Raw genomic sequence first — 21,639 nt, 5'->3', positions numbered from 1 at the left:
CTGGCCGCGGTGGACTGGCGACGGCGCGGTCTGGCTGACCTTGGCAAGCCCGAGGGATTTCTGGAGCGTCAGGTGCCGCGGTGGTTGGCTCAGCTCGACCGCTATCGCACACGCGACCTTCCCGAGCTGGACTTCCTTAGTGACTGGCTCACCGCCAACATACCCGCGATGAGCCCGGCAGCGATCATTCACGGCGACTACAGTCCGTTCAACGTCATGGTCAGCCCGCAACCGCCCGCTAGGCTCGCCGCAATCGTTGACTGGGACACCGGCACCATCGGTGATCCATTGCTCGACATCGGACATCTGCTGGCGCGCTGGACGGAGCCGGGTGAGGAACCCGTTATCACCCTCCAGGCTGGCGGCGCCGACGGCTATCCGACTCGCTCCCAAATGGCGACCCGTTATGCCGAGCGCACCGGACGTGATCTCTCGGCGCTGCCCTACTACGAGGCGCTGGCACTGTTCAAACTCGCCATCATCCTCGAAGGCTCGCACGCCCGGCAGGTCAAATCCGGCGTCGATGCCGACCGCACAGACATGGGCCCGCGAGTGATTCGATTGCTTCATGGCGCAGCGGAATTTGCGCGCGGGCAACGGCTATGACCGAACCGCTGACCGATCGGCGACGGCGCCTGCTACGCGCCGACATCGGCCGTACCGCTATCGCGTTGTTCGCTGAGCGCGGTTTTGACACGGTTACTGTAGGCGACATCAGCGCCGCCGCTGGAATCTCCGAACGGACCTTCTTTCGGTACTTCGCATCCAAGGACGAAGTACTGCTGGACTACGAACGTCATGTGTGGGAGCGACTGATCCACGCGCTGGCTTCGCGCCCGGCCGACGAGGGTCCGGTCACCGCGCTACGGCAAGCCTTTTTGGCCACCTCCCACGTCGAACCAGCAGACCGTCTACGCGTCGTGCAACTGGGCCGCATTCTTGCCCAGGCACCGGAGTTGAATGCCCGCAGCCGCGGCCAGCGCCTGGTCAACGACGACGAGCTCGTCGCGCTGGTGGCGGGACGTTTCCCCAAGGGACACAAGGAGTCAACGATGCACGCGCGCATCGCCGTAACGGCGATGAACGCCGTCGCCGCCGCAGAGTTCGGCGCTTGGGTCCAAGGCGGCGGGCGGGGCGACCCGGCCGAGCGAATCCGGGCGGCACTGTCCCTGCTCGAGCAGGGAATCGGCAAGTTCGACGGAGGAGGAGACAACCAGTGACCAATCTCTTCGATCTGACCGGACGCACTGCACTTGTCACCGGCGCCACCCGCGGCATCGGCCGGGCGATCTGCGCGCAGCTGGCATCGTCGGGGGCGGACATCGTGGTAGTCAGCCGCAATTCTGAGGCATGCGAAAAGACCTCAGCCGAGATCGCCGCCACTGGTCGGCGCGCATTCTCGTTGCCCGCCAACGTCAACCGATGGGCCGAATGTGACCGCCTGGTTGACGAAGCCTACGCGGCCGTTGGGCGCATCGACATATTGGTCAATAACGCGGGATCGTCAGTGCGTTACGACAGTGTCGATGCGATCAGCGAAGAGCTCTTCGACAAGACCATTGCGCTGAACCTGAAGGGACCGTTCCGACTGACCGCCGCCATCGGCACCCGGATGGCGGCGGACGGCGGCGGCACCGTGGTCAACATCAGCACTATCTCCGCACACATGGGGGCCTCGCACGCCATCGTGTACGCCGCCGCCAAGGCGGGCCTCAACAATCTCACCAAGTCGTTCGCCCGGGCCTTCGCACCCAAAGTACGGGTCAACGCGGTCATGCCTGGCGCCGTCGACACCGACGTCATGAAGGCATGGCCGCAGACCGAACGCGACTTCGCGGCCAGCACCGCGCTACTCGGCCGAGTCGGTCAGCCAGACGAAATCTCGGGCGCAGTACTGTACCTCGCCTCCGATGCGGCCACGTTCACCACCGGACAAGTACTCGCTGTCGACGGCGGGCATCTCTGAGGAAGCAACAGCCATGCAATTAGACGGACGGTGTGCGGTGGTGACCGGCGGCGGTCACGGAATCGGGCGAGCGCTAGCAGAAGAACTCGCCGCGCGGGGCGCAAGGGTCGTCGTCGCCGACCTCAACGGCGAACGCGCGCAGAAGATCGCCACCCGCGTCGGAGGCATCGCCGTGCGCAGCGACGTCGGCTCCCCTGACTCCATCACCGCCCTTGTCGCCCGTGCCGAAGACATCTTCGGGCCGGTCGCCGTGTTTTGCTCGAATGCAGGATTCAGCGACACCGGAGACGGGCTGACCGAGTCGCCCGAGGAAATCCGTCGAATCGTCGACGTAAACCTGCTCGCCCACGTCTGGGCTGCGCAGGAAGTGCTTCCCGGCATGTTGGAACGTGGCGAAGGCTGGCTCATTCAAACCATCTCGTCTGCGGCATTGATCACCGGACCATCCTTCATGGGCTATACCCTGAGTAAACACGGAGCCCTCGGGTTCGCCGAATGGCTGGCCCTGAACTATGCCCACCGAGGCATCCAGGTCACCTGCCTGTGCCCGAACGCCGTCAACACCGGAATGCTCGGCCGCAACGAGGACGACGAAAGCATCGGGGCGACACAAGATCTCATTGCCCTTGGCGACGTGGTCGAGCCTGAGGACTGCGCCAGGCTGACGCTTGACGCCGCCCAGGCCGGAAAGTTCTTAGCACTACCCCACCCCCGCGTCGGGGAGTCATTCCTGCGCAAAGCCACCGATTACGACGCATGGCTGCAACGCACCAACCAGCGGCTGCAGCGGATGAACACCGGCGGTCAATCCATTCGTTGAGAACTTCGCAGCGACGAATTGACCGTCTTTCGATCCTCGCGGACTGCCGGTAATTCAAGTCCACGCGAAGGTCGGCGCTGATGTCCTTCTCTCGATCGACGATCTGCAGATAGCCGTCGCGGAGGAATGCCGAAAGTCGCTGGTGTTAGCCATATTTCACAACGAGTCGCGGCCGCGGCAATAATTTGTGATACTGCCTGCCTCGTACCACTGCTGTAATTGATGTTTGAGAACTTTGCCTGTGCTCGTCCGCGGCAGCGTCGCAGCGATCATCCACTCGACGGGCCGTTTGTAGCGGCTCAGCCGCTTCGCGACGAACGTGCTGAGGTCGTCTACGTCAACAGTCGCGCCGGCGGCGGGCAGCACCACAGCAACGACTCGCTCCCCCAGTCGGGTGTCGGGCACTCCGAAGACTGCCGCTTCGGCAACCGATGGGTGGGCCGTGATGACATGTTCGACCTCGGCGGGGTAGACATTTTCGCCTCCACGGATGATCACATCTCGAATCCTCCCGCGAAACGTCACGATGCCGTGGTCATCCATCGAACAGAGATCACCGGTGTGCATCCAACCGGCGTCATCGGTCGCAGGCTCAAGGGCACCGTCGTCCCTCAGGTAACCAGACATCGTGAGCGGGCCGCGGACACACAATTCGCCAACCATCCCTGTTGCCAGAAGTGAACCGTTGGGGTCGCAGATGTAGTAATCGCGGCCCGGCACACAGTGTCCAAGCGTCCGAAGTCGCAGTTCAATCGGGTCCGAGGGCGCGCTCGTCACCATGCCAGGGGCCTCACTTTGGCCATAACTCACCACGAACTTCACATTTAGACGACGCTCCATCTCCTCGATAAGCCCGGAGTCGACCGCTGTTGCACCAGTCATCACGATGCGCACGGACGCGAAGTCAGATGGCGAGACATCCGGCAGGGCGAGTATGTCGGCCAGCATGGTGGGCACTGATCCTATCGCCGCCGGCGCGAATTCACGGATCGCGCGCAAGGCACTGACGCTATCGAAGCGCTCGATGATTACGTACGTGCCAGCGACAGCCGAGGCCAACAGCAGACCAGTCACGCTGCCGCCGACATGATGCAAGGGCAGTGGATTCAGGAAAATGTCACCGGGCTGGAGCCCAACTGCATCGACAAACAGCCGCGCCGTATTCAGCACCGCTTGATGTGACAGGACAGCGGCCTTGGGTAGCCCGGTGGTGCCCGATGTGAACTGCACAAGAAACTCATCCGCCCCGGTACGCCCGCCGACGTACGATGTGGACTTCCACGACGCCGCGTCGTAGTCAGCGATGTCGTGCACCACCGGGCGGACTGAAATCGTCTCGGCGACGCGCCCGATCCTTTGTAGCACCTCGCGATCGCCGAAGCGCTTCGAAGCCAAGACGAGTCCCGCCCGCGAGAGCGAAAGCATGTGGGCAACTTCAGCGTCAGCTGATGACGGGCTGATTGGGACGACGGTCATTCGCGCGATCGCGCATCCGAACATCGCGACGATCCAGTCGACCGAATTCGGCGCGACGATAGCGGTCCGCGCACGCCGTGGATTCAGTTCAAGGAAGGTAGCGGCGGCCGCGCAGGCACGCGAATGCACCTCGGCCCATGACATGGTATGGGGACCTGTCTCGTCGAGCCAGCGCAATGCCGGATCCTGGCCGCAGTCGCGGGCTAGGCGAGCGAGTGCCTGATCAATGGTTTCCTCGGACAGGGCGACCGAGTCGGTGGCACGCACGTACGACTGGCCAGGCTGTGGGAGCGCGCCGAGGGCAGGCCCTTTGGCGGCGCCTGCCGTCGTGGCCTCAGTCATTTGTCAGCTGCTTCTGCGTGGATTCCCAACCGCTCATGGCAAGGCCCACCGTAGCGAAGATTCGATAGGTCAAAGGATTCTTGGCAATCGTTGACAGGCGACCTCATTCGAGTGAGTATATAGCGATCACTAACTAATGGCGACGTTACGGTGAGGGCAGGCGCGCAGTGACCGATCTAACGCAACAGGCCGCCAACGGCGACTACCTCGTTACGGGCAGCAATTCCGACAACGGCCGGGTGCGCGACGACTTCGTGCCGAAGGAACCCTATTACGAGAAGAACTTCGTCGACCTGGAGAAGCAACGGTTGTGGCCGCAGGTGTGGCAGGTTGCCTGCCGCGAGGAGGAGATTCCGAACGCGGGCGACTACGTGAGCTACGAGATCGGCGACGAGTCGATCGTCGTCATCCGAATCGATGAGGGGACGGTTCGGGCCTACTACAACGTATGCCAGCACCGAGGCCGTCGCCTCACCGAGGGATGCGGGAATGCCAAACACTTCTACTGCCGGTTTCATGGCTGGCGGTGGAACCTGGACGGCAGCCCGCGTGAGGTCCTCGACCGTGCCGACTACGGGGATAGCCTTCAGGATCAAGACATTCGACTGAAGACAGTCCACGTCGAGACATGGGGCGGGTTTGTGTTCGTCACGATGGAAAGGTCCCCCGAGCCGTTGCGGGATTACCTGTCACCGGTACCGGAAATCTTTGACGGTTTCGAGTTCGAAAAATTGCGGTATCGCTGGTACAAAACGGTTGTTCTACCGTGCAATTGGAAAACGGTGCTAGAGGCGTTCAACGAGGGCTATCACGTCTCAGCGACGCATCCTCAGCTGTTGCGCTTCGCCGATGACTGGACGGTCGGCGAAGCGTTCGGCAAGCACGGGATGTTCACCTACCCCCCGGACAATAGACCGCTGGGTTTCCCGTCGCGCCGGTTGGGTGGCGAAGTGCCGAAGGATCTGCGCCACGGGCTCTTCGGATTTCTCGAGCTCATGGAGCGAGACCTTCGAGCCATCTACACCACCCGCGATTACGAGGCCGCCAAGCGGTTGTTGACCGATGTTCCCGCCGACGAGGAACCGATGACCGTCATGATGAAGCTGATGACCTTTCAGCGCGAGGCAGCGCTGGAAAGCGGCGCCGGGTGGCCGGACGGCTTAACCTTCGAGAACATTGTTCGCGCTGGAATGGACTGGCATATATTCCCGAATCTCATCGTGTTGCCCTATATGGACGGGGCCCTATGGTATCGGGCGCGTCCCAACGGCGATGACCCTGATTCGTGTGTGTTCGATGTCTGGTCACTGGCTCGCTATCGCCCGGGTGGTGAGCCGCCACTGGAGCGACAGTTCTTCAGAGATTGGCGCGAGCACGATGATTGGGGCGGAATTCTGCCTCAGGACTTCCAGAATCTCGGTGAGGTCCAACGGGGAATGAAGTCACGAGGTTTTGTGGGCGCCCGGACGAATCCAGTGCAGGAAAAACCTATCTCGAACTTCCACCGTGTTCTTCACGAGTATCTCGGGATACCGACATATCCCACCGGGCGAAGAGCAAACCGTCGGTGAGGAATCTATGTGGTAATCCCCCAGTTCGACCACACTCGTCTGAGCGCAACCCGACGCTCCGGGCGGTCGTTCAAGATCAGGCGATCCTTGCCCTCCGCCTGACAGCTTCGGAGGCACGCGTAGTTCCGTTGCGGAACTGGCATCTGGTGATGAACGCTAGGATGAATCTGAGATTCCCTGCAGGGTGTAGGCGGTGAGTTCATCCACGAGCCGTCGCTCGCTGAGTCTTGGGCCGCCCGCGAAGAGAACATCCGCATGAATGACGGTCGACAACACCATGCCAAAAGTAAGTCTCACCGTCGTTGCGGCATCCCGGCTTGGAATGCCATATTCGCGCGTGGCCTCCCGAACTATGTTTTCCAGACGCGCGAACAACTCATTGAGCCGTAAGGCCGTGCTCGGATGGTGCGCCTTCGCTGACAGTAAGGCGACTAGCAGTGCGCGATTTTCTTCGAAGAAGGCGTAGAGCATCGCGATGTACTCGCGAGCAATATCCTCGACCGACTCGCCGCGGGCACCGCGTTCTGACCAGCGGACGGCGTACTGGTCAATGAACTGTTCGAAGGTATCGAGAACCGCCCCGTCGAAGAGTCCCGCTTTGGTGCCGAAATAGCGGAATATTAGGACCTCGGCCACCCCGGCTCGAATCGCTATGTCCTTCGTCGATGTCCCCGCGTAACCCTTTTCGGCAAAGGCTTCACGCGCGGCCGTGGCCAACAGTTCACGCACTTCGGCGCCCGATCGGCGGTGGCGGACCGGGCGCGTCGATGGCGTGCTAGCCAATTCGCCTCCATGTGGCGTCAGTGGCACCGAGGCGCCAGCCATATCCGACTATCAGGTCGACCTCGCAGTTCGTCAACCATTCACCTGCTCGTCCGACTCCCAACCTCTAGACCTACCCATCACAGCGGAGGCAAGGATCTGATGCCGGAGACCGTCGAACACCATGTCACCCGGTCTCTGTCTCGGATTGCGCCCCTTCCAGCATGTAGCCGCATAACTGGTCGACCACCTGCTCACGCGTTTGATCCGCATGTGACGGTGATGGGAACAGCATGTCGGCGTGCAATGCAGCTGACATAACCAGTCCGAAGCTCAGCCGGGTGGTGAGCGCGGGGTTCCTCATGGGTAAGCCGAACACTATCGTCGCTTCGAACGTCCGTTTCTGCAATCGCGCGAACAACTCATCGAGGCGCGAAGCGACCGCAGGGCGATGAGCTCTGGCCGCCAATAGCGCATCGAAGAGTTGGCGATTCTGCTCGAAGAATCTGTAAAGTAAGTCCACATATTCACGCACCCTGTCCTCTAACGGCTGCTCAGCCACTTGGCGGTGCTCCTCCCACTTGGAGAGGTATGCATCAACGAACTGCTGGAACGGGGCAAGCACAGCCTCCTCGAAAAGCCCGTCCTTATTTCCGAAGTGGCGAAACAACAAAACCTCTGCGACTTTTGCCCGACGCGATATCTCCTTGGTCGACGCCCCGGCGTAGCCGCGTTCAGCGAAAACCTCTAGGCCTGCCTGGAGCAACCGCGCCCGTACTTCGTCGCCCGTTCGCCGGACGCGCTTTGCATTGCGATGCCGCTCGAGGCTCATGCCGCAATCACCAACCCGCCAGCCCCGAGCGGGGCACCCGGAGAGCGGACACCATCCCGCACCAGCGTTCGAAGGTCCACGCCACCCAATCTAGACATACCGGGGATTCTTCGATTGGCGGGGAAACCCCGGTCGGTCCTAGTCTGGCGATACGCGCGGCCGATCCACAGTTAGCCTGTGTTGACCGTCGACGAAGTCAGTCGGTGTGCAGCGCAAGCCCCTGTGCGTTGAAGAAGAACCCGCCTGCAGTGATCAACGCCCGCCGCGCATTCGGCACTTGGCGCTCCCCTGCCAACCCCTGCAGCTGATGAACTGCCTCACGAATGTGCCCTGATGCTTGAGTCGCCCCCTCCGAGAGCGATCCGCCGTGGGGGTTGACGGGAATCTTGCCATTGATCAGCACTCGGCCCTCGGCCGCGTCCCAGTGCTGACGTAGGAAATTGCCCGCCTCTCCCGGTTTACACCAGCCGACATTCTCCATCCAGTTCAAAGTGATCGGGGTGAAGCCGTCGTAGGGAAAGTAGACGTCGATGTCGTCAATCCAGAAGTCACTTTTCGCTTTCAGGGTGTTCACCACGACGTGCTGGCCATTGTGCCTCAGGCTCAGGGTCTGGTCCTCCTCGTTGGGCGCGACCTGCCCGAGTACGGCAGCATTAATTAGCACCGCCGGCAATGCCAGATCACGGGCACGTTCGGTGGTGGTGACAATGAAAGCGTCACCACCGTCGACGGCAGGATCCATATCGTAGAGACACAACGGCTCGCGAATCAGCCTCGCCCCGAGGTACTCATCCATCGTGAGCGGATCACGCATCGCCGCAGCGGGATTGCGCGCCGCGTTAGCACGAGCGTTGAGGGCGACAAGCCCGAAATCCTCACGCGGCACATCGTATTCGTAAATGTACCGAGAAGCCCAGCCGGTGTATCCGACGGCACCCGCCATCGTCTCGGGACCCGGTTTCGGATCGCCGAGTCCCGAAGTCGCGATGCGCCGAAACGGATCCTTCCATGCCCCGCCGCTGTTCCACATCGCGCGATAAGCCGCGTGATAAACCAGTACGGTTTCGCACAGGCCGGAATAGACGGCGGCGGCGGCGGTGGCGACATGGTCGACAAGGGGAATCATCGGATTTCCCGACCACGTGAGCCGCGGCAGGCCCAGCACCGATTGCAGTTCATTAGCCGATGGCCAACTGCCACATAGGCCATCGATCTCGTCCTTGGTCAGGCCACAAGCCCGAATGACCTCGATGGCGGCTTGTGCCGCCAGTGACGTCTGGCTGCGACCCGAATTCGCGGCCACAAAACCGGTCGTAGCCGCGCCCGCAATCGCGACGTGATCCTTCATCGAGTTAATGGGCTTTCCGCTCATGATCCGGTGTCGCTCAACTCGAAGACAGGCATCGGCGACCCATGACGGTCGATCCACGCTAGGTTCACGCGCGCACCGATTCGGATCGCGTCGTTGGGCGCACCGACGACCGTGGAGGTGAACCGTAGACCGCGTTGCTCGTCCAACTCGATCGTCACGACCGGGTAGGGCGTCGAATAGTCCACACCCGGCGCGGGTGAGCCCTGGTGAAGGAATATCGCCATGAAGATCTCTCCGCCCCCGACAACGGGAGTCGACCGCAGGTCAGACGACCAGCAATCCGGGCACACCGGCTTGGGCGGCGCATGCCACCGCCCGCAGTCTTGGCAGCGATTAATCAGGAGCTCTCGGCGCAAGCGCCCGCGGTAGTGCTCCGCATTGTCATGCGTGACGGGCTCGCCGGGGAAACGCTCGACCAATTCGTCGTCACTGATCACCATCGATAGAACTCCTCTTCGGTCCACCGCACAAAATGTCGGCTTGACAACCTTACGCTGTAACGTCTGAGCAGCTTGGTGGCGTGTGCCAGAGAAGCTTCGGCGCACGTGTGCCCAGATTCAGGACGTCGACGAGTCAGCGGCCGCCAGCAGCGGCGCCACCCGGTTGCAGATGGTTTCGATGTTGCGTATCACCGGCTTCTCGTCCATTCCGCCGATTGACGCCCACAAGAACACCGTCTTCACGGGGGCATCGCCGATCGACGCGCGAACACGCTCGGCGACGAATTCCGGTGTGCTATAAAGAAATGAGCCCAACGGCCCTGCTGGGCCTTCCTTATTCATAATGCGGTTCAGGTCGACCGGCTTGGGTACGTCCCGTCCCGTCCCTTCGACACTGTGGCGGCGGTAGGTGTCGAACTGGTGACTGAGATGCTCGGACACCATGGGCCAATCTCGCTCCGGATCGTCGCTGACCCAGCCTTGGATAGCACCGCCCATCACACCAGCGCTGACGGGGTGGCCGCCTTCGATGAGGCCGGCGCGGTACTCCTCCCACAACGCGCCGTCGGCCGATAGGAGCCGCTCTCCCAGCAAGCCGGCGCGCCGGGCGCCCTGCGGGCCCTGGTATCCCATCCAGATAGGGAGCTGAGGTTGTACCGGTGCCGGTGTCACCCCGCCGGGCGCCCATAGCTCACGCAACCTGCGTGCTGTGTCGTCGGTGCGCGCGAAGCGGTTCTTCAGATTCGTGTCGAAGAGGTCGAATTCAGGTACGCGGTAGCCTGCTCCGAGACCCAGATCGAGACGCCCGCCAGATCTTAGATCCACGCAGGCGGACTGCTCGGCGATCTCCACGGGATGGTGCAGTGGGGTGATCACGATCCCGATACCGAGGCGGATCCGCGTTGTCCTGGCCGCGACGGCGGCGGCAAACGTGAGCGGATTGGACATGTAGTCGTCGTCGAAGAGGTGGTGTTCGGTGAACCAGGCCGATGCGGCGCCCAATCGCTCGGCTTCCTCGCACGCCTCGATTGTGAATCGGTACAGATACGCGGGGTCCTTGCGCCACCGCGCCGGATTACGAAGGTCGAAGTAAACGCCGACGTCGATGGACCTGGAATGTTGCGGCACGTGCGGTCCGTCGGCTGGCGCTTCGACCACGAGGCTACCGGCGTCGCGACTCGCAGACGAGCCCTGGGCAAATTCCGTCACATCAACCCTTCCATGCAGCCTCCGTCATAAAACGTGGATAGTGAAACAGCATTCATAGCTGGTTGCCCGATGTCGTCCGAAGAGAGTTAACAAATGCATCCTAACGCACAACTATACGGTGTATAGATACGGTGTACCATTCAGGAGCCACGATGGGGCGCAACGGGATCCGCCCCACGGAGTTGCCAATCACCCGAAGCGGAATCGACAGGCGAGCCGACAGCCATGTTCTGCAAACGTACGCCTTGGCGCCCGCTTGAGCACCAGCGAGTAAGTTCGTCGAGATCGGTGAATCAGCTATATTATTCATTCCAAATGTGATCGCTGGCGCGGCGGCAATGGAGCATTACCACGGGAAGGACCTCGATGGGCACCACAGCGGAGATGGCTATCGTTGGCGTTGGCCTGTATCGATTCGGCCACTACCCCGATCGGTCGGCGCTGGAGATGGGCGGCTTGCTTGCCAATAGTGAGCCGGTAGGCGCATCAGGCCTGCGGCAGTTCCATGAGCTTGTGCAAAAATTGCGCGGCGCAGCCTGACACCGCCATGTGCGAACAACCGAAGGTCGGACTGTCTCAGTTCTACAGCACACCCGGCCGCGGTGCAGTGGTGATCCCATCGCGTTGACGGCACGTGTCGATTCACTCCCGTGAAGGCCCAAGGCGTGATGTCGGCCCGGTAGCCCAACTAGCACACGGGTCACGACGACACCATCAGCCCTGCAACCTCAGCCAAGTAGGAGAATAAAATCTATGCGCCGCAATATCTTCGCCCCGATTCACGACCAGTTCCGCCAGACCGCACGAGCTTACTTCGACAACGAATGCGCGCCCAACGCCGACAAGTGGGAGCGCGAGGGTAAGGCCAGTCGGGAGGCCTGGCGCGCAGCTGGAAAACACGGTCTGATCGGTTGGGCGCTGCCAGAGGAGTACGGCGGGCTCGGCATCACCGACTACCGGTTCAACCAGATCCTGTCGGAGGAGTTCTTCGCTTCCGGCACCGCCGGCATCGGTCTTGGCGTGCAGAACGACATCCTGGTGCCGTACCTGAACGACCTGACTACCGAGGAACAGAAGAAGCGGTGGCTGCCTCAGTTCATTTCGGGTGAGTACATCGGCTCAATTGCAATGTCGGAACCAGCGGCCGGATCCGACCTCGCCGGCATCAAGACTACCGCCCGCGACGACGGCGACGCTTGGATCGTTAACGGGCAGAAGACGTTCATCAGCAATGGGTTGTTGTCGTCCCTCATCCTGACGGCGGTCAAAACAGATCCCGCGGCGGGTCGCAAGGGCATCAGCCTGTTGATGATCGAGGAAGGTATGTCCGGGTTCACCCGGGGACGCAAGCTGGACAAGATCGGCCAACACTCAGCCGACACGGCCGAGCTGTTCTTCGAAGACGTCCGGGTGCCCAAGGAAAACCTGGTCGGTGACCTCAATCGCGGCTTCTATCATCTGGTATCGCACCTGGCCACCGAACGGCTAGGGGTGGCGTGTTACGCACTGCCGATGGCGCGGCGCGCGCTCGACCTGACAAAGGTCTATGCGATGGAGCGCACCGCATTCGGCCAGCCGATCGGCACCTTCCAGGTGAACCGGCACTTCTTGGCCGAGATGCAGACCAAACTCGACAGCGCTCAGTGCTATCTCGATCAGTGCGTGCTGTCGGCCAACGACGGAACCCTCACCGATGAGGACGCGGCCGGATTGAAGTGGTGGACGTCCGAAGTGCAGTGGGAAATTATCGACCGCTGCCTCCAATTGCATGGCGGCTACGGATATATCAACGAATACGAAATCGCACGCCTGTGGCGCGATTCGCGTGTCCAGCGACTCTACGCCGGCACCACGGAGATCATGAAGGACCTCATGGGACGCGCGATGGGATTTTGATCTGACCGGACCACCTTCCGCACCTGTGAAAACGGAGTACCACCATGAAGCCAACGCCAATCCAATTCCGTGGCACCGCAGGCATTATCCGCGGCGATCACTGGTCAGCATCCAGCCACACAACGAAGGGGCTGATACTTCTCCTCCATGGCGGCGGCCAGACCCGACACTCATGGCGCAGGTCTGAGGGTCGCGTCGTGACGGGGTTCGTCATCGCCGACGGTGGGTGGGGTCGCGCCGTGAGGGCACGCGATGAGGCGCTGACGCGGTTCTCCCATCTCATCTATCCGTCGATGCCTGTGCACCAGGGTCTGGTGCGGGAGACCGTCTCCGGCACCACGTTCGCAGAGGACTAAGACATGTGGGACCCCCGGTAATGGCGCGGTTTTCGTCGGACAGGAAACCAACCCCGCCAGCTATGCTGAGCCGGCGAATCGTTATGCCCCACATCCCGGTGCGCGCCGTCGCCGGGCTCGATGATCCGGTCGCGATCGACGGTCGGGTGGTCGGGCACATGGCAGTTTCCAGCGCGATGCGTGATTCGCGGGGAGCGCTGATCCCCGGGGCTTTGGCGATACTCGCCGACTGGGGTCTGGGCGTGGCGGTGATCGACAGTGACCACCCTGCAATGCTCACCACGCACTTGCACCTCGAACTGACGGGACCGGTTCCGGGTCATCTGACTATGTTGAGGTGCAGCGCCGGGTTGCGCCGCATCCGAGGAACATTCGGTCTCGCGGAGTCGACCATTACAGACGAGAACGACAACGTGCTCGGATATGCGACGTTGGGGGCGATGTTGGTCTCCGCCCAGGACCAATCGATTACCACTCACATCAGCTCATCACCGGTTCCTGAATTCGAAGACGTCGACGCGCTGCTTCAGACGCGGGTGAGGCGCACAACTGCAGATGGTGCCGACGTGAGCTTCGGTGCGTCGACGGACCTGGCGAACGCATATAAAATCATCCACGGCGGGATAGGTGCGATGATGGGCGGACGGGCGATCGACCTCGCGCTTGGCACCGGTGGATCAACCGACCTCTGCTTAGCCGACCTTCGCGCGGTGTTTCTCCGGGGCATTCCGGTGTCGAGTGGCGAGATCGACTGCCGCGTCATCGTGCTGCACCGCGGCCGACGCCTCGCCGTCGCACGCGCCGAACTACTCGGTCCCGACGGGAGGGTGGCCATCACTGTCGATGCGACGTACACAGCCGGATGACGGCCTGATGAACATCTGATTCATCGCGCTAATGCGTTGGTAGGATCGCCAAATGTCACGGCGGCCCGCCTCAGCCCTCGTTTTGGACAACGGATTCCAGTTCATGGCGGCACACCCGAGCTCGGCGGCGAAGTCCGTTGAATTGGTTGGGCTAATCGTTGCCCAACTTGGAGCGCGGACGGCAGCGGCACGTTGCGAAGGAGTGACCGGTGAGCGACTTCAACTACATCGTCGTGGGCGCGTGTTGGCGGGTTGTGTACTGGCCAATCGGCTCAACGTCGACCCCCAATCGCGTCTGCTGATCGAAGCGGATGGCAACCTTTGGTGCGCGCATACCGAAGGGGCTCGGTAAGCTCGTCGACCATCCACACTGGCGTGGCACTTCCCGGTACGGCCGGTCGGCTCTTCTCGGCTCGTTGAGCAGTGGACGCGCGGCCTGTTGCTGGGTGGGTCCAGTTCGATTATCGAAATGGAGGACAACCGCGGCAACGCGGTTGTCCTCCACGCCATCGCCGCCCTCGGTAGGCCCGGGTGGGGCTGGGCGGAGATGCTGCCGATCTTCCTGCAGCTGGAGAACCACGAACTCGCGGCCGGCGGCGCCGACAACTGGCGTTGCATACAAAACCTCAGTTGTCCCGAATTCTGGTCACCTCGCTGTGTCCACGTTCACCGCGTCCTGCCCCGACAGCGCGGACGTACGAGCCGCCAGCATGTGCTCGGCTGCCAGCCAGCCGAAGACGAACGAGACACCGATGCTGGCTCCCGCACCCGGATAGCTGCGTCCGACCACCGGTGCGGTGCAATTACCAGTCGCGTACAACCCCACGATCGGGTCTCCGTCCCGCCGAAGCACACGGGCGTGCTCGTCGGTCAGCATCCCTCCGCACGTCCCCACGTCGCCGGGATAGACACGGACGGCGTAGAACGGCGGCTTGTCCACCGGACCCACGCACGGGTTCGGTTTTGTGCGCGGATCGCCGTAGTAGCGGTCGTAAGCCCGTTCCCCCTTGCCGAAATCGGGATCCTTTCCCGTAGTCGCGGACGCGTTGAAACGTTCCAGCGTATGTTCCAGCGCCTCGGCGGGTAATCCGCACCGTGTCGCGAGCACAGCGATATTGTCGGCCGCGAGCATGTAGCCACTCGCCAGCCACTTGCGTGGCGTGTGTCCGCGGATCGGGTTGAAGCCCCACATGTAACGGCGGCGATGCCGGCTGTCCATGATCCACCAGCTGGGCACCGCCTGCCCCGAGCGGTGTCGCTCGAACATCGCCCGACCGACCTCCATGTAGGAGCAGGCCTCGTTCACGTATCGCTGACCTGTGCCGTCGACCAGGACGCCGTGCGGTTTCGACCGTTCGTACATCAGGAACAGCGGATCGTCGGCGGGCGGTGGCAACGTCACCGGCATCCACCACGCTTCGTCCATGAGATCGGTTGCGGCACCATGACGGATCGCAGCCTCTAGCACCTCACCGGTATCGCCCGGGTTGGCCGCGGTCCATTTCGTCGACGCGGGTTGCTTACCGTACTGGGACCGCATCGCCGCATTGTGCGAGAAGCCTCCGGAGTTGAGCAGCACACCCGCACGTGCCCGGATTCGCAGCCGCCTGCCGTCGCGTTCGACAAGAACCCCCAGCACCGCGCCGTCATCGACGATCAGATCGACCATCGGGGTGTTTGTCCATACCGGGATGTCGTGGCGCAACGCGGCCAGCAGCATCCAGCCCTGCAATGCCGCACCCGAGCCGCGCATGGTGCGCTTTGTGGCCAACGCGCGGAGCGCGCGCCCGGCGACGTTCGCGATGGTCCGCACCGATCCGACGGTGCGTCCGCCGAGAGTCGCCGCCGCGACCTCGCCGGTGAACATCGGGATCGGTGGAATTCTCTCTGGCACTCGCAGTTTCGATTCCCAAGGTCCTAATAGCCCGGTGTCGAAGAGATCGGTCTCAATGGACCGGCCCCGTTGCTTTCCGCCTGGCCGCTCGTCGTAGTAGTCCGGGTACCCCTCGCAGTGCCGGAATGGAATTCCCTTTCGCTTCAGAAACGCGATCATCGGCTCAATCCCGTCCAGAAACGACTCCCGCCGTTGCGACGAAGTGGCAGGACCCTCGTCACCTACGACCGAGGCAAAGTAGCGTCGGGCGTCCTCGCGGCAGTCCTCGACGCCGACGCGGCGCGACACGGGATTGTCAGGTAACCACAGAACCCCACCCGACATTGCGGTCGACCCTCCGACGACGGCGGCTTTCTCCACGACAAGTGCCTGGCATCCGGCGTCGGCCACGGCCAAAGCCGCACACATCGACCCCCCGCCGCTGCCGACTATGACGCAGTCGGTGATGACATCCCACTGCTGGTCGCCGATGGTCATTGGGCCGTGATCTCCGCTATCAACGTCCCTGCCGGATAGTTTTCCTCAACCACTCCGATCAGCTTGACGACACCCGACACCGGAGAGGTGATCTCCTGGTCGACCTTGTCAGTGGCCGCGACGTACAGCGGTTCTCCGGCGGCGATCGTCTGTCCGTCCTCGACAAGCCACGCTGACAGAGTCGCCGCCTCGACCGCCATACCCAATTTAGGAATCTTGATCTTATAAACAAATGGCATGTCTTACAGCACCTTTCGTACTGCGGCCTCGATACGGTCGTCGCTGTACAGGAATGCCTGCTCCAGGGGCCGACTGAAGGGCACCGGACAGTTGCGTGATCCCACACGGGCCACTGGCGCACGCAGATCGCCGTGCAACTCCTCGGAGATGACTGCCGAGATGCCTGCGCCCACGCTGAACTGCTCGACCGCTTCATGTACGATCACCGCCCGACCGGTCTTGGCGACCGAACGCAACACTGTTTCGGAGTCGAACGGCGAAACAGTGCGCAAGTCAATGACTTCGACGCCGATTCTCTCCGCAGCCAGCCTGTCGGCAAGCGCCAGCGCCTGTGCGACCGGGCGACCGTAGGTGATGACCGAGACATCGGCCCCCGCGCGCGCGATCCTTGCGGTGCCCAGTGGAATGCGAAAACCGGGTTCCGGAGCAGTCCCCTTGTCCCAATACGTCGGCATGCACTCGAGAAAGATGCAAGGGTCATCGTCGAAGATGCAGGAGAGCAGCAAGCCCTTGACTTCCGCCGGTGTCGACCCTGTGACGACCTTGAGACCCGGGACATGAGCGAACCACGCCTCGGGCATATCGGAATGCTGTCCGCCCGAACCCATTCCGGCGCCGCTCATCGTCCTGATAGTCAGTGGTACGCCCGTCTGTCCGCCCGACATGAACCTGATCTTGGCGGCGTGGTTGACGATCTGGTCCATCGCCACCGACAGGAAGTTGGCCAGCATGATCTCGGCCACTGGTCGCATGCCCGCGATCGCCGCACCGACGGCGGCACCGGCTATAGCCTGCTCGCTGATCGGCGTGCTACGGACCCGCTGATCGCCGTACTTGGTCGACAACCCCGCGGTCACCTTGGCGACACCGCCGCCCTCCCGGTCGGCGACATCCTCGCCAAGGATAAACACCGAATCGTCTGCCGCAAGCGCCTCGTCCATGGCCATGTTGGACGCCTGGGCGAAGGTGATTTCGGCGCTGCTCATACCAGAATCTCCTGCGCGTAGACGTCGCGGCCGAGTTCGGCTTCACAGGGGTATTCGCTGCCGCGGGCGAATTCAATCGCATCATCGATGAGGCGGCCGTTCTCCGCATCGATCGCGTCGAGCACTTCCTCGGTGGCGCAACCTCGATCGACGAGTCTTGCTCGCAACGCCGGAACCGGATCGGCGGCGAGTCGCAGCGCATACTCATCCTGCGGGATGTAGCCTCCGTCGTCACCGAAGAAGTGACCCATGAAGCGGAATGTCTTGGCCTCCAACAGAGTCGGGCCACCACCGGCGCGGGCGCGCGCGGTGGCCTCTGCCGCGACGGCGAACATCGTGTCCGGGTCGTTGCCGTCCACGATCACGCCGGGTATCCCGTAAGCGTCCGCCCGGTCAGCCACGTTGGCGCAGCTGGTGCCGTTGGCGAAGCGCGTGTGCTCTGCGTATTCATTGTTCTGACAGAGGAAGATGACGGGCAGTTTCCACAGTGCGGCGAGATTCAGTGCCTCGTGGAAGGCTCCGATGTTGCTTGCGCCGTCGCCGAAGTTGCTGACTACAACGCGGGACTCCCCACGCAGCTGTGCCGCCAACGCCAAACCGTTGGCGATTGGCAGACCGCTGCCCACGACGCCGGTCGTGAGCATGACACCCGACTGAGGATAGGTAACGTGCATGGGGCCGCCCTTGCCCTTACAGGCACCGTCGACCTTGCCGAAGAACTCGGCGATGAGCGGCCGAAGCGGAACACCCTTGGCGATCTGATCGTGGATTCCCCTGTAGATGGTGACAACGTAGTCCTCTGGTCGTAGCGACTGCGCCGTCGCTGCGGCGACGATCTCCTGACCACGCGGCGAGTAATACGAAAGCGCCAGTTCGCCGGACATCAACAGTCCGCGGATCTTCTCATCGGTCATCTTGATTAATGACGCCATGCGGTAGATGTCCGCCAGCTGCTGCGATGTTGGACTCGTCATGACCGGGCCTCCCCGACGTCAACGCCCGTTCCCAAGTACTGCTTCACTGCGCGGTGCACTTTAGACATCGATTGCTCCTGAATGGTGTTCGCGTGTTGATCCGTTGAATTCCCCGTGACCACGTCCGCCGCGGGTTTGACGTCTCCTGGCGGCAGGCGAGCCGCAAGACGTTCGGCCACAGGCGCTCCTGCGCCGCGAGCAGCAAAGCAGACTGGCAGTAGGCCCGTTTGGAGACGAAGTCGGTGTGACACCGCCGGGGTGCGACGCCGCGATTGGCGCCGAACGCGAAAACCTGACTGGGGCTTCTGATACGTCAGTCATGGGCCCGCCCTCCATGCGCGCTACACCGCACTTCTAGTCAGTGGACACTATACAGCTGAGTTCTGAAGAGGTGAAGCAAACATCTATCTATTTCTTTCGTGCGACGGGCAACCGCGCCACTTCATGCCGGCGATACCCGAAAGGACAGCCGTCGTGTTTGCCGCGAGCCTGCGTTCATCACTCGGACCCGTCCGAGGCGGATTCGCGCTCAGGAGGCGCGAATGCGGATCGGCGCCATGCCCCGCAATGCAATTCGATGGGTGACTGGGCGCTGCCACGCCTGATGCCCGACCTGCGGACATTGATCACCGGCCGCGGTAGGGCGATTCATCGACGGCCTAGCTGAAACCTGGGAGGTGTACGCGTACTCCACGCGAGCAGATCGGCTTGCGCGAGACTGCAAATCTCAGGTCACCGCTCCGTGCTGACGGTGCGATTGGCCTTTGCGACGGCCCTCTCTGAGGTGATCCATTCATCGCGCGCCACCGCCAGCGCCACGGGGTCCGGCACCCTACCCGATTGCAGTCACGCTCAGAACTCAAACTCGACGGTCGTGCCAAGTTCGGTTTGCTTGCCGACGGTTCCTTTGATACCCGTGCCGACATCGGTGAATCGCATAGCGCGATCGGAAGCCGTCGACACTACGAATTCTCCCTCCGCGGTGCGTATTTCCCACTCGCCGGTGTTCACGACCGCGCCCACACCAGGGACACCAACAGCCAGGGCAGGGCCCAGCGGCACTAGCGGCTGCGCCGAAAAGCCCAGGTTTGGGGTCTCAGCGAGCGCATCGTGACGCGCCCAGATAATCTCGACATCGCTCAACAGGTCCGCGGTGTCGATCTCGAGCCCGCGCAACCCCTGGAGCGTCTCCGCGCACAGACCGAAATAAGCACGCGGACGCAGACTCCCGACGAAATGGGCGACGCGACGCGCATCCCACGAGAACTGCTCGGCCAGCGCGACGACCACGCCGATGCGTTTTAGCCCGGCAATGAGGGGAGTGAACCAAGGCCCTTCCCAATTCGGCAGGGTAATCTGCGCCAGGTCGCCCTTCTTTAGACCGGCTTCGCGCAGGAGTGCAGTCATCCACTCGATATCACGATCGACTTCATCCCATCCGATCTCGAAGTCGCGGAACTCGGTGCCGACCCGACACGAACCGATGCCATAGAGGCTGGCACGCGGAACCGTCACCGACGCCGCTGCCATGGTCGCTCTGCTCATAACTTGCCTCCCGCGCTTTCGTTCATTCCTTGACCACCCTGAGGAACTTCGCCACACTCGTCGAGTGCTTCATCAGCTCGTCAACGGCCATCAGCTCGGCTTCCACCTCGACATCGAGGGCGTTCTTGAGCGTGAGCACCGCGCGGCTATGCAGTTCGTCGATGTCGGCCGTGCGTTCGGGCGCATATCCGATCCGGATGCGCAGAGCACCCATTTCATCGGCGTACTTGACGATCTGGAAGATCGCGTCTGCACATTCGGGTAACGACTCTATGGGCGCCCAAATATCTGACAGGACAAAAGTCTTACCACCGATCCGGATCTGGTCACCAGCCCGGCCCATGACCCAGATTCGTGTATGGGTACAGCCACTGATGGCCGGCTCGCGGCTGACGCGTACGAGATCTTCGGAGCGGAATCGGATATAGGGGGCGGCGTCGTTGTCGAGGTCTGTCGCGATGAGTTCACCCGTCTCGCGCTCGCCCACCGGTACGCCTGTCACCGGATCAACGATCTCGGCCAGCACGGTATCTTCCTGCAGGAAGTAGCCATCGCGTTCATTGCCCTCCCATGCGCCACCTGTGTCACCTGCGCTTGTCCACGTCACCAAGTGCACCCCCCACTCGTCGCGGACCTTGCGAGCGAGAGTGGCGCTCAGCGGCTGGCCTGCGAACGAGGCGCCTTTGAGTGATGAAAGCATGTCGCGAATGTCGTACTTCGCCTCGAGCGCCTCAAACTCCATGACGATCGGCATGAACAACTGAAGGTATGCGACCTGATGACGGTTGACGGCGTTCAGGACCCGCTCGCCCTCACCGATCCAGGTGTCGATGTACACCGGCACTAGGCCAAGCAGGCGGTAGTAATCGTCCCAGAACCCACGAAACGCCCCCGGCGCGACCAGCACGCGATCACCTGGCCGCAGCCCGAGCTGCCACAGCGCGCGGGTGGACGTCATGGGCAGCGGCGGTGCCGCATCCCAGATCTCGGGAAGGAATTCGGGCAACGACGTGGTGCCGGAAGTCGAGGTGATGGAGGACAGCTCCGCTCGATCCACGCATAGGATCCCGGCGAAGGGATCACCCGTGCGTTCGCGATACCCCCTGAGATCAGCTTTGCTGAACGTGGGGATCTTGGCGAAGAAGTCGTTTAGGGATCGGATGTCGCTCGGTTGCACGCCAGCGCCGCCCCAATGTTCGCGATAGAAACCGGACCGCTCCCACACATACGGCACAAGTTCGAGGATGCGCCGCTCCTGCCACGCATGGATCTCCTCGCGGCTTGCCGTCTCGATCCCGGGCTCATAGAAGTAGCGGCCCATGTCGTCGCCCGGGAACGACGCGTTGAACGGTGCCAGCGGGCTCTCGGTCGGACTCGCCACGATTCTCCTCGAGTTCGGCGTTAGTAATCAAGGTGCGCTGCTATCGCTGTAGCACCGACAGTACATCGTAACGTGATTGCGGACACGTTCTATACTGGTAGATAGTTTTATACATTAAGGCCGCGTCCCGGGCCCTCGCCCCGCCCAGTCGCAGGAGTGGAGACCAATGCCAAGCATGACTCTCCCCGTCGGCTGCGGCCTTCGCTGTGAGGGCATGAGGCGGCGGTCGTTCTG

The 21,639-nt window shown here is 62.3% G+C and carries 21 protein-coding genes; 9 read left to right on the top strand and 12 right to left on the bottom strand.

What is annotated here, in order from left to right:
- The 4 genes from A5692_RS02330 to A5692_RS02315 form a co-directional block, all read left to right on the top strand.
- The coding region (locus tag A5692_RS02330; protein ID WP_156765886.1) for a phosphotransferase family protein at positions 1-606 on the top strand (606 nt) is incomplete at its 5' end.
- A complete protein-coding gene (locus A5692_RS02325; protein WP_067917816.1) occupies positions 603-1,220 on the top strand; it encodes a TetR family transcriptional regulator in 618 nt (205 codons plus the stop codon). The genes A5692_RS02330 and A5692_RS02325, both read left to right, overlap by 4 nt.
- Entirely contained in the window at positions 1,217-1,966 is a 750-nt protein-coding gene (locus tag A5692_RS02320) for an SDR family NAD(P)-dependent oxidoreductase (protein WP_067919816.1), read from the top strand. The genes A5692_RS02325 and A5692_RS02320 overlap by 4 nt, the downstream gene beginning before the upstream one ends.
- A gap of 40 nt (positions 1,967-2,006) precedes the next feature.
- Entirely contained in the window at positions 2,007-2,786 is a 780-nt protein-coding gene (locus tag A5692_RS02315) for an SDR family oxidoreductase (RefSeq protein ID WP_231984153.1), read from the top strand.
- Positions 2,787-2,942: 156 nt separating this feature from the next.
- On the opposite strand, the gene A5692_RS02310 is transcribed toward A5692_RS02315, so the two are convergent.
- Positions 2,943-4,604: a class I adenylate-forming enzyme family protein gene (locus A5692_RS02310; protein ID WP_082962324.1), complete on the bottom strand. Its 1,662-nt coding sequence runs from the start codon at positions 4,602-4,604 to the stop codon at positions 2,943-2,945.
- 167 nt (positions 4,605-4,771) lie between these two features.
- Here A5692_RS02310 and A5692_RS02305 point away from each other — a divergent pair, with 167 nt between their 5' ends.
- On the top strand, positions 4,772-6,175 hold the full coding sequence (locus A5692_RS02305) for an SRPBCC family protein (RefSeq protein WP_082962323.1): 1,404 nt from the start codon (positions 4,772-4,774) through the stop codon (positions 6,173-6,175).
- A gap of 156 nt (positions 6,176-6,331) precedes the next feature.
- Here A5692_RS02305 and A5692_RS02300 read toward each other — a convergent pair whose 3' ends face one another.
- The 5 genes from A5692_RS02300 to A5692_RS02280 all read right to left on the bottom strand — a co-directional run bounded on the left by A5692_RS02300 (position 6,332) and on the right by A5692_RS02280 (position 10,790).
- Complete coding sequence (locus tag A5692_RS02300; RefSeq protein ID WP_067921578.1) at positions 6,332-6,904, bottom strand: TetR/AcrR family transcriptional regulator; 573 nt, start codon at positions 6,902-6,904, stop codon at positions 6,332-6,334.
- A gap of 220 nt (positions 6,905-7,124) precedes the next feature.
- Positions 7,125-7,769, bottom strand: a complete 645-nt coding sequence (locus tag A5692_RS02295) for a TetR/AcrR family transcriptional regulator (RefSeq protein WP_067921584.1) — start codon at positions 7,767-7,769, stop codon at positions 7,125-7,127.
- Positions 7,770-7,965: 196 nt separating this feature from the next.
- Positions 7,966-9,141: a thiolase family protein gene (locus A5692_RS02290; protein WP_067921587.1), complete on the bottom strand. Its 1,176-nt coding sequence runs from the start codon at positions 9,139-9,141 to the stop codon at positions 7,966-7,968.
- Complete coding sequence (locus A5692_RS30310) at positions 9,138-9,581, bottom strand: Zn-ribbon domain-containing OB-fold protein (protein ID WP_067921590.1); 444 nt, start codon at positions 9,579-9,581, stop codon at positions 9,138-9,140. The genes A5692_RS02290 and A5692_RS30310 overlap by 4 nt, the downstream gene beginning before the upstream one ends.
- Before the next feature lie 117 nt (positions 9,582-9,698).
- The gene (locus tag A5692_RS02280) at positions 9,699-10,790 is read right to left on the bottom strand and encodes an LLM class flavin-dependent oxidoreductase (RefSeq protein ID WP_231984152.1); all 1,092 of its coding nucleotides are present in this window, start codon (positions 10,788-10,790) and stop codon (positions 9,699-9,701) included.
- A gap of 366 nt (positions 10,791-11,156) precedes the next feature.
- On the opposite strand from A5692_RS02280, the gene A5692_RS30305 reads away from it, so the two are divergent.
- From A5692_RS30305 to A5692_RS02270, 4 genes are all read left to right on the top strand, one after another.
- Positions 11,157-11,330, top strand: a complete 174-nt coding sequence (locus A5692_RS30305; protein WP_156764356.1) for a hypothetical protein — start codon at positions 11,157-11,159, stop codon at positions 11,328-11,330.
- Positions 11,331-11,543: 213 nt separating this feature from the next.
- A complete protein-coding gene (locus tag A5692_RS02275) occupies positions 11,544-12,686 on the top strand; it encodes an acyl-CoA dehydrogenase family protein (protein WP_068051595.1) in 1,143 nt (380 codons plus the stop codon).
- Positions 12,687-12,883: 197 nt separating this feature from the next.
- The gene (locus tag A5692_RS28785; RefSeq protein ID WP_156764357.1) at positions 12,884-13,042 is read left to right on the top strand and encodes a hypothetical protein; all 159 of its coding nucleotides are present in this window, start codon (positions 12,884-12,886) and stop codon (positions 13,040-13,042) included.
- A gap of 98 nt (positions 13,043-13,140) precedes the next feature.
- The gene (locus A5692_RS02270; RefSeq protein ID WP_156765885.1) at positions 13,141-13,908 is read left to right on the top strand and encodes a hypothetical protein; all 768 of its coding nucleotides are present in this window, start codon (positions 13,141-13,143) and stop codon (positions 13,906-13,908) included.
- 646 nt (positions 13,909-14,554) lie between these two features.
- On the opposite strand, the gene A5692_RS02265 is transcribed toward A5692_RS02270, so the two are convergent.
- The 6 genes from A5692_RS02265 to A5692_RS02240 all read right to left on the bottom strand — a co-directional run bounded on the left by A5692_RS02265 (position 14,555) and on the right by A5692_RS02240 (position 21,405).
- Positions 14,555-16,279, bottom strand: a complete 1,725-nt coding sequence (locus A5692_RS02265) for an FAD-binding protein (protein WP_068051593.1) — start codon at positions 16,277-16,279, stop codon at positions 14,555-14,557.
- A complete protein-coding gene (locus tag A5692_RS02260) occupies positions 16,276-16,518 on the bottom strand; it encodes a lipoyl domain-containing protein (RefSeq protein ID WP_067921605.1) in 243 nt (80 codons plus the stop codon). The genes A5692_RS02265 and A5692_RS02260 overlap by 4 nt, the downstream gene beginning before the upstream one ends.
- 3 nt (positions 16,519-16,521) lie before the next feature.
- A complete protein-coding gene (locus tag A5692_RS02255; RefSeq protein WP_067921608.1) occupies positions 16,522-17,505 on the bottom strand; it encodes an alpha-ketoacid dehydrogenase subunit beta in 984 nt (327 codons plus the stop codon).
- On the bottom strand, positions 17,502-18,479 hold the full coding sequence (locus A5692_RS02250; protein ID WP_067921611.1) for a thiamine pyrophosphate-dependent dehydrogenase E1 component subunit alpha: 978 nt from the start codon (positions 18,477-18,479) through the stop codon (positions 17,502-17,504). The genes A5692_RS02255 and A5692_RS02250 overlap by 4 nt, the downstream gene beginning before the upstream one ends.
- A gap of 852 nt (positions 18,480-19,331) precedes the next feature.
- Entirely contained in the window at positions 19,332-20,024 is a 693-nt protein-coding gene (locus tag A5692_RS02245; RefSeq protein ID WP_067921614.1) for a hypothetical protein, read from the bottom strand.
- Positions 20,025-20,046: 22 nt separating this feature from the next.
- Entirely contained in the window at positions 20,047-21,405 is a 1,359-nt protein-coding gene (locus A5692_RS02240) for a phenylacetate--CoA ligase family protein (RefSeq protein ID WP_231984151.1), read from the bottom strand.
- Positions 21,406-21,639: the final 234 nt, after the last annotated feature.

The sequence above is a fragment of the Mycobacterium sp. E342 genome, assembly GCF_001667665.1.
Lineage (GTDB): Bacteria > Actinomycetota > Actinomycetes > Mycobacteriales > Mycobacteriaceae > Mycobacterium.
Note: the sequence above shows the minus strand (reverse complement) of the source record. Positions and strands in the feature narration are given on the sequence as shown.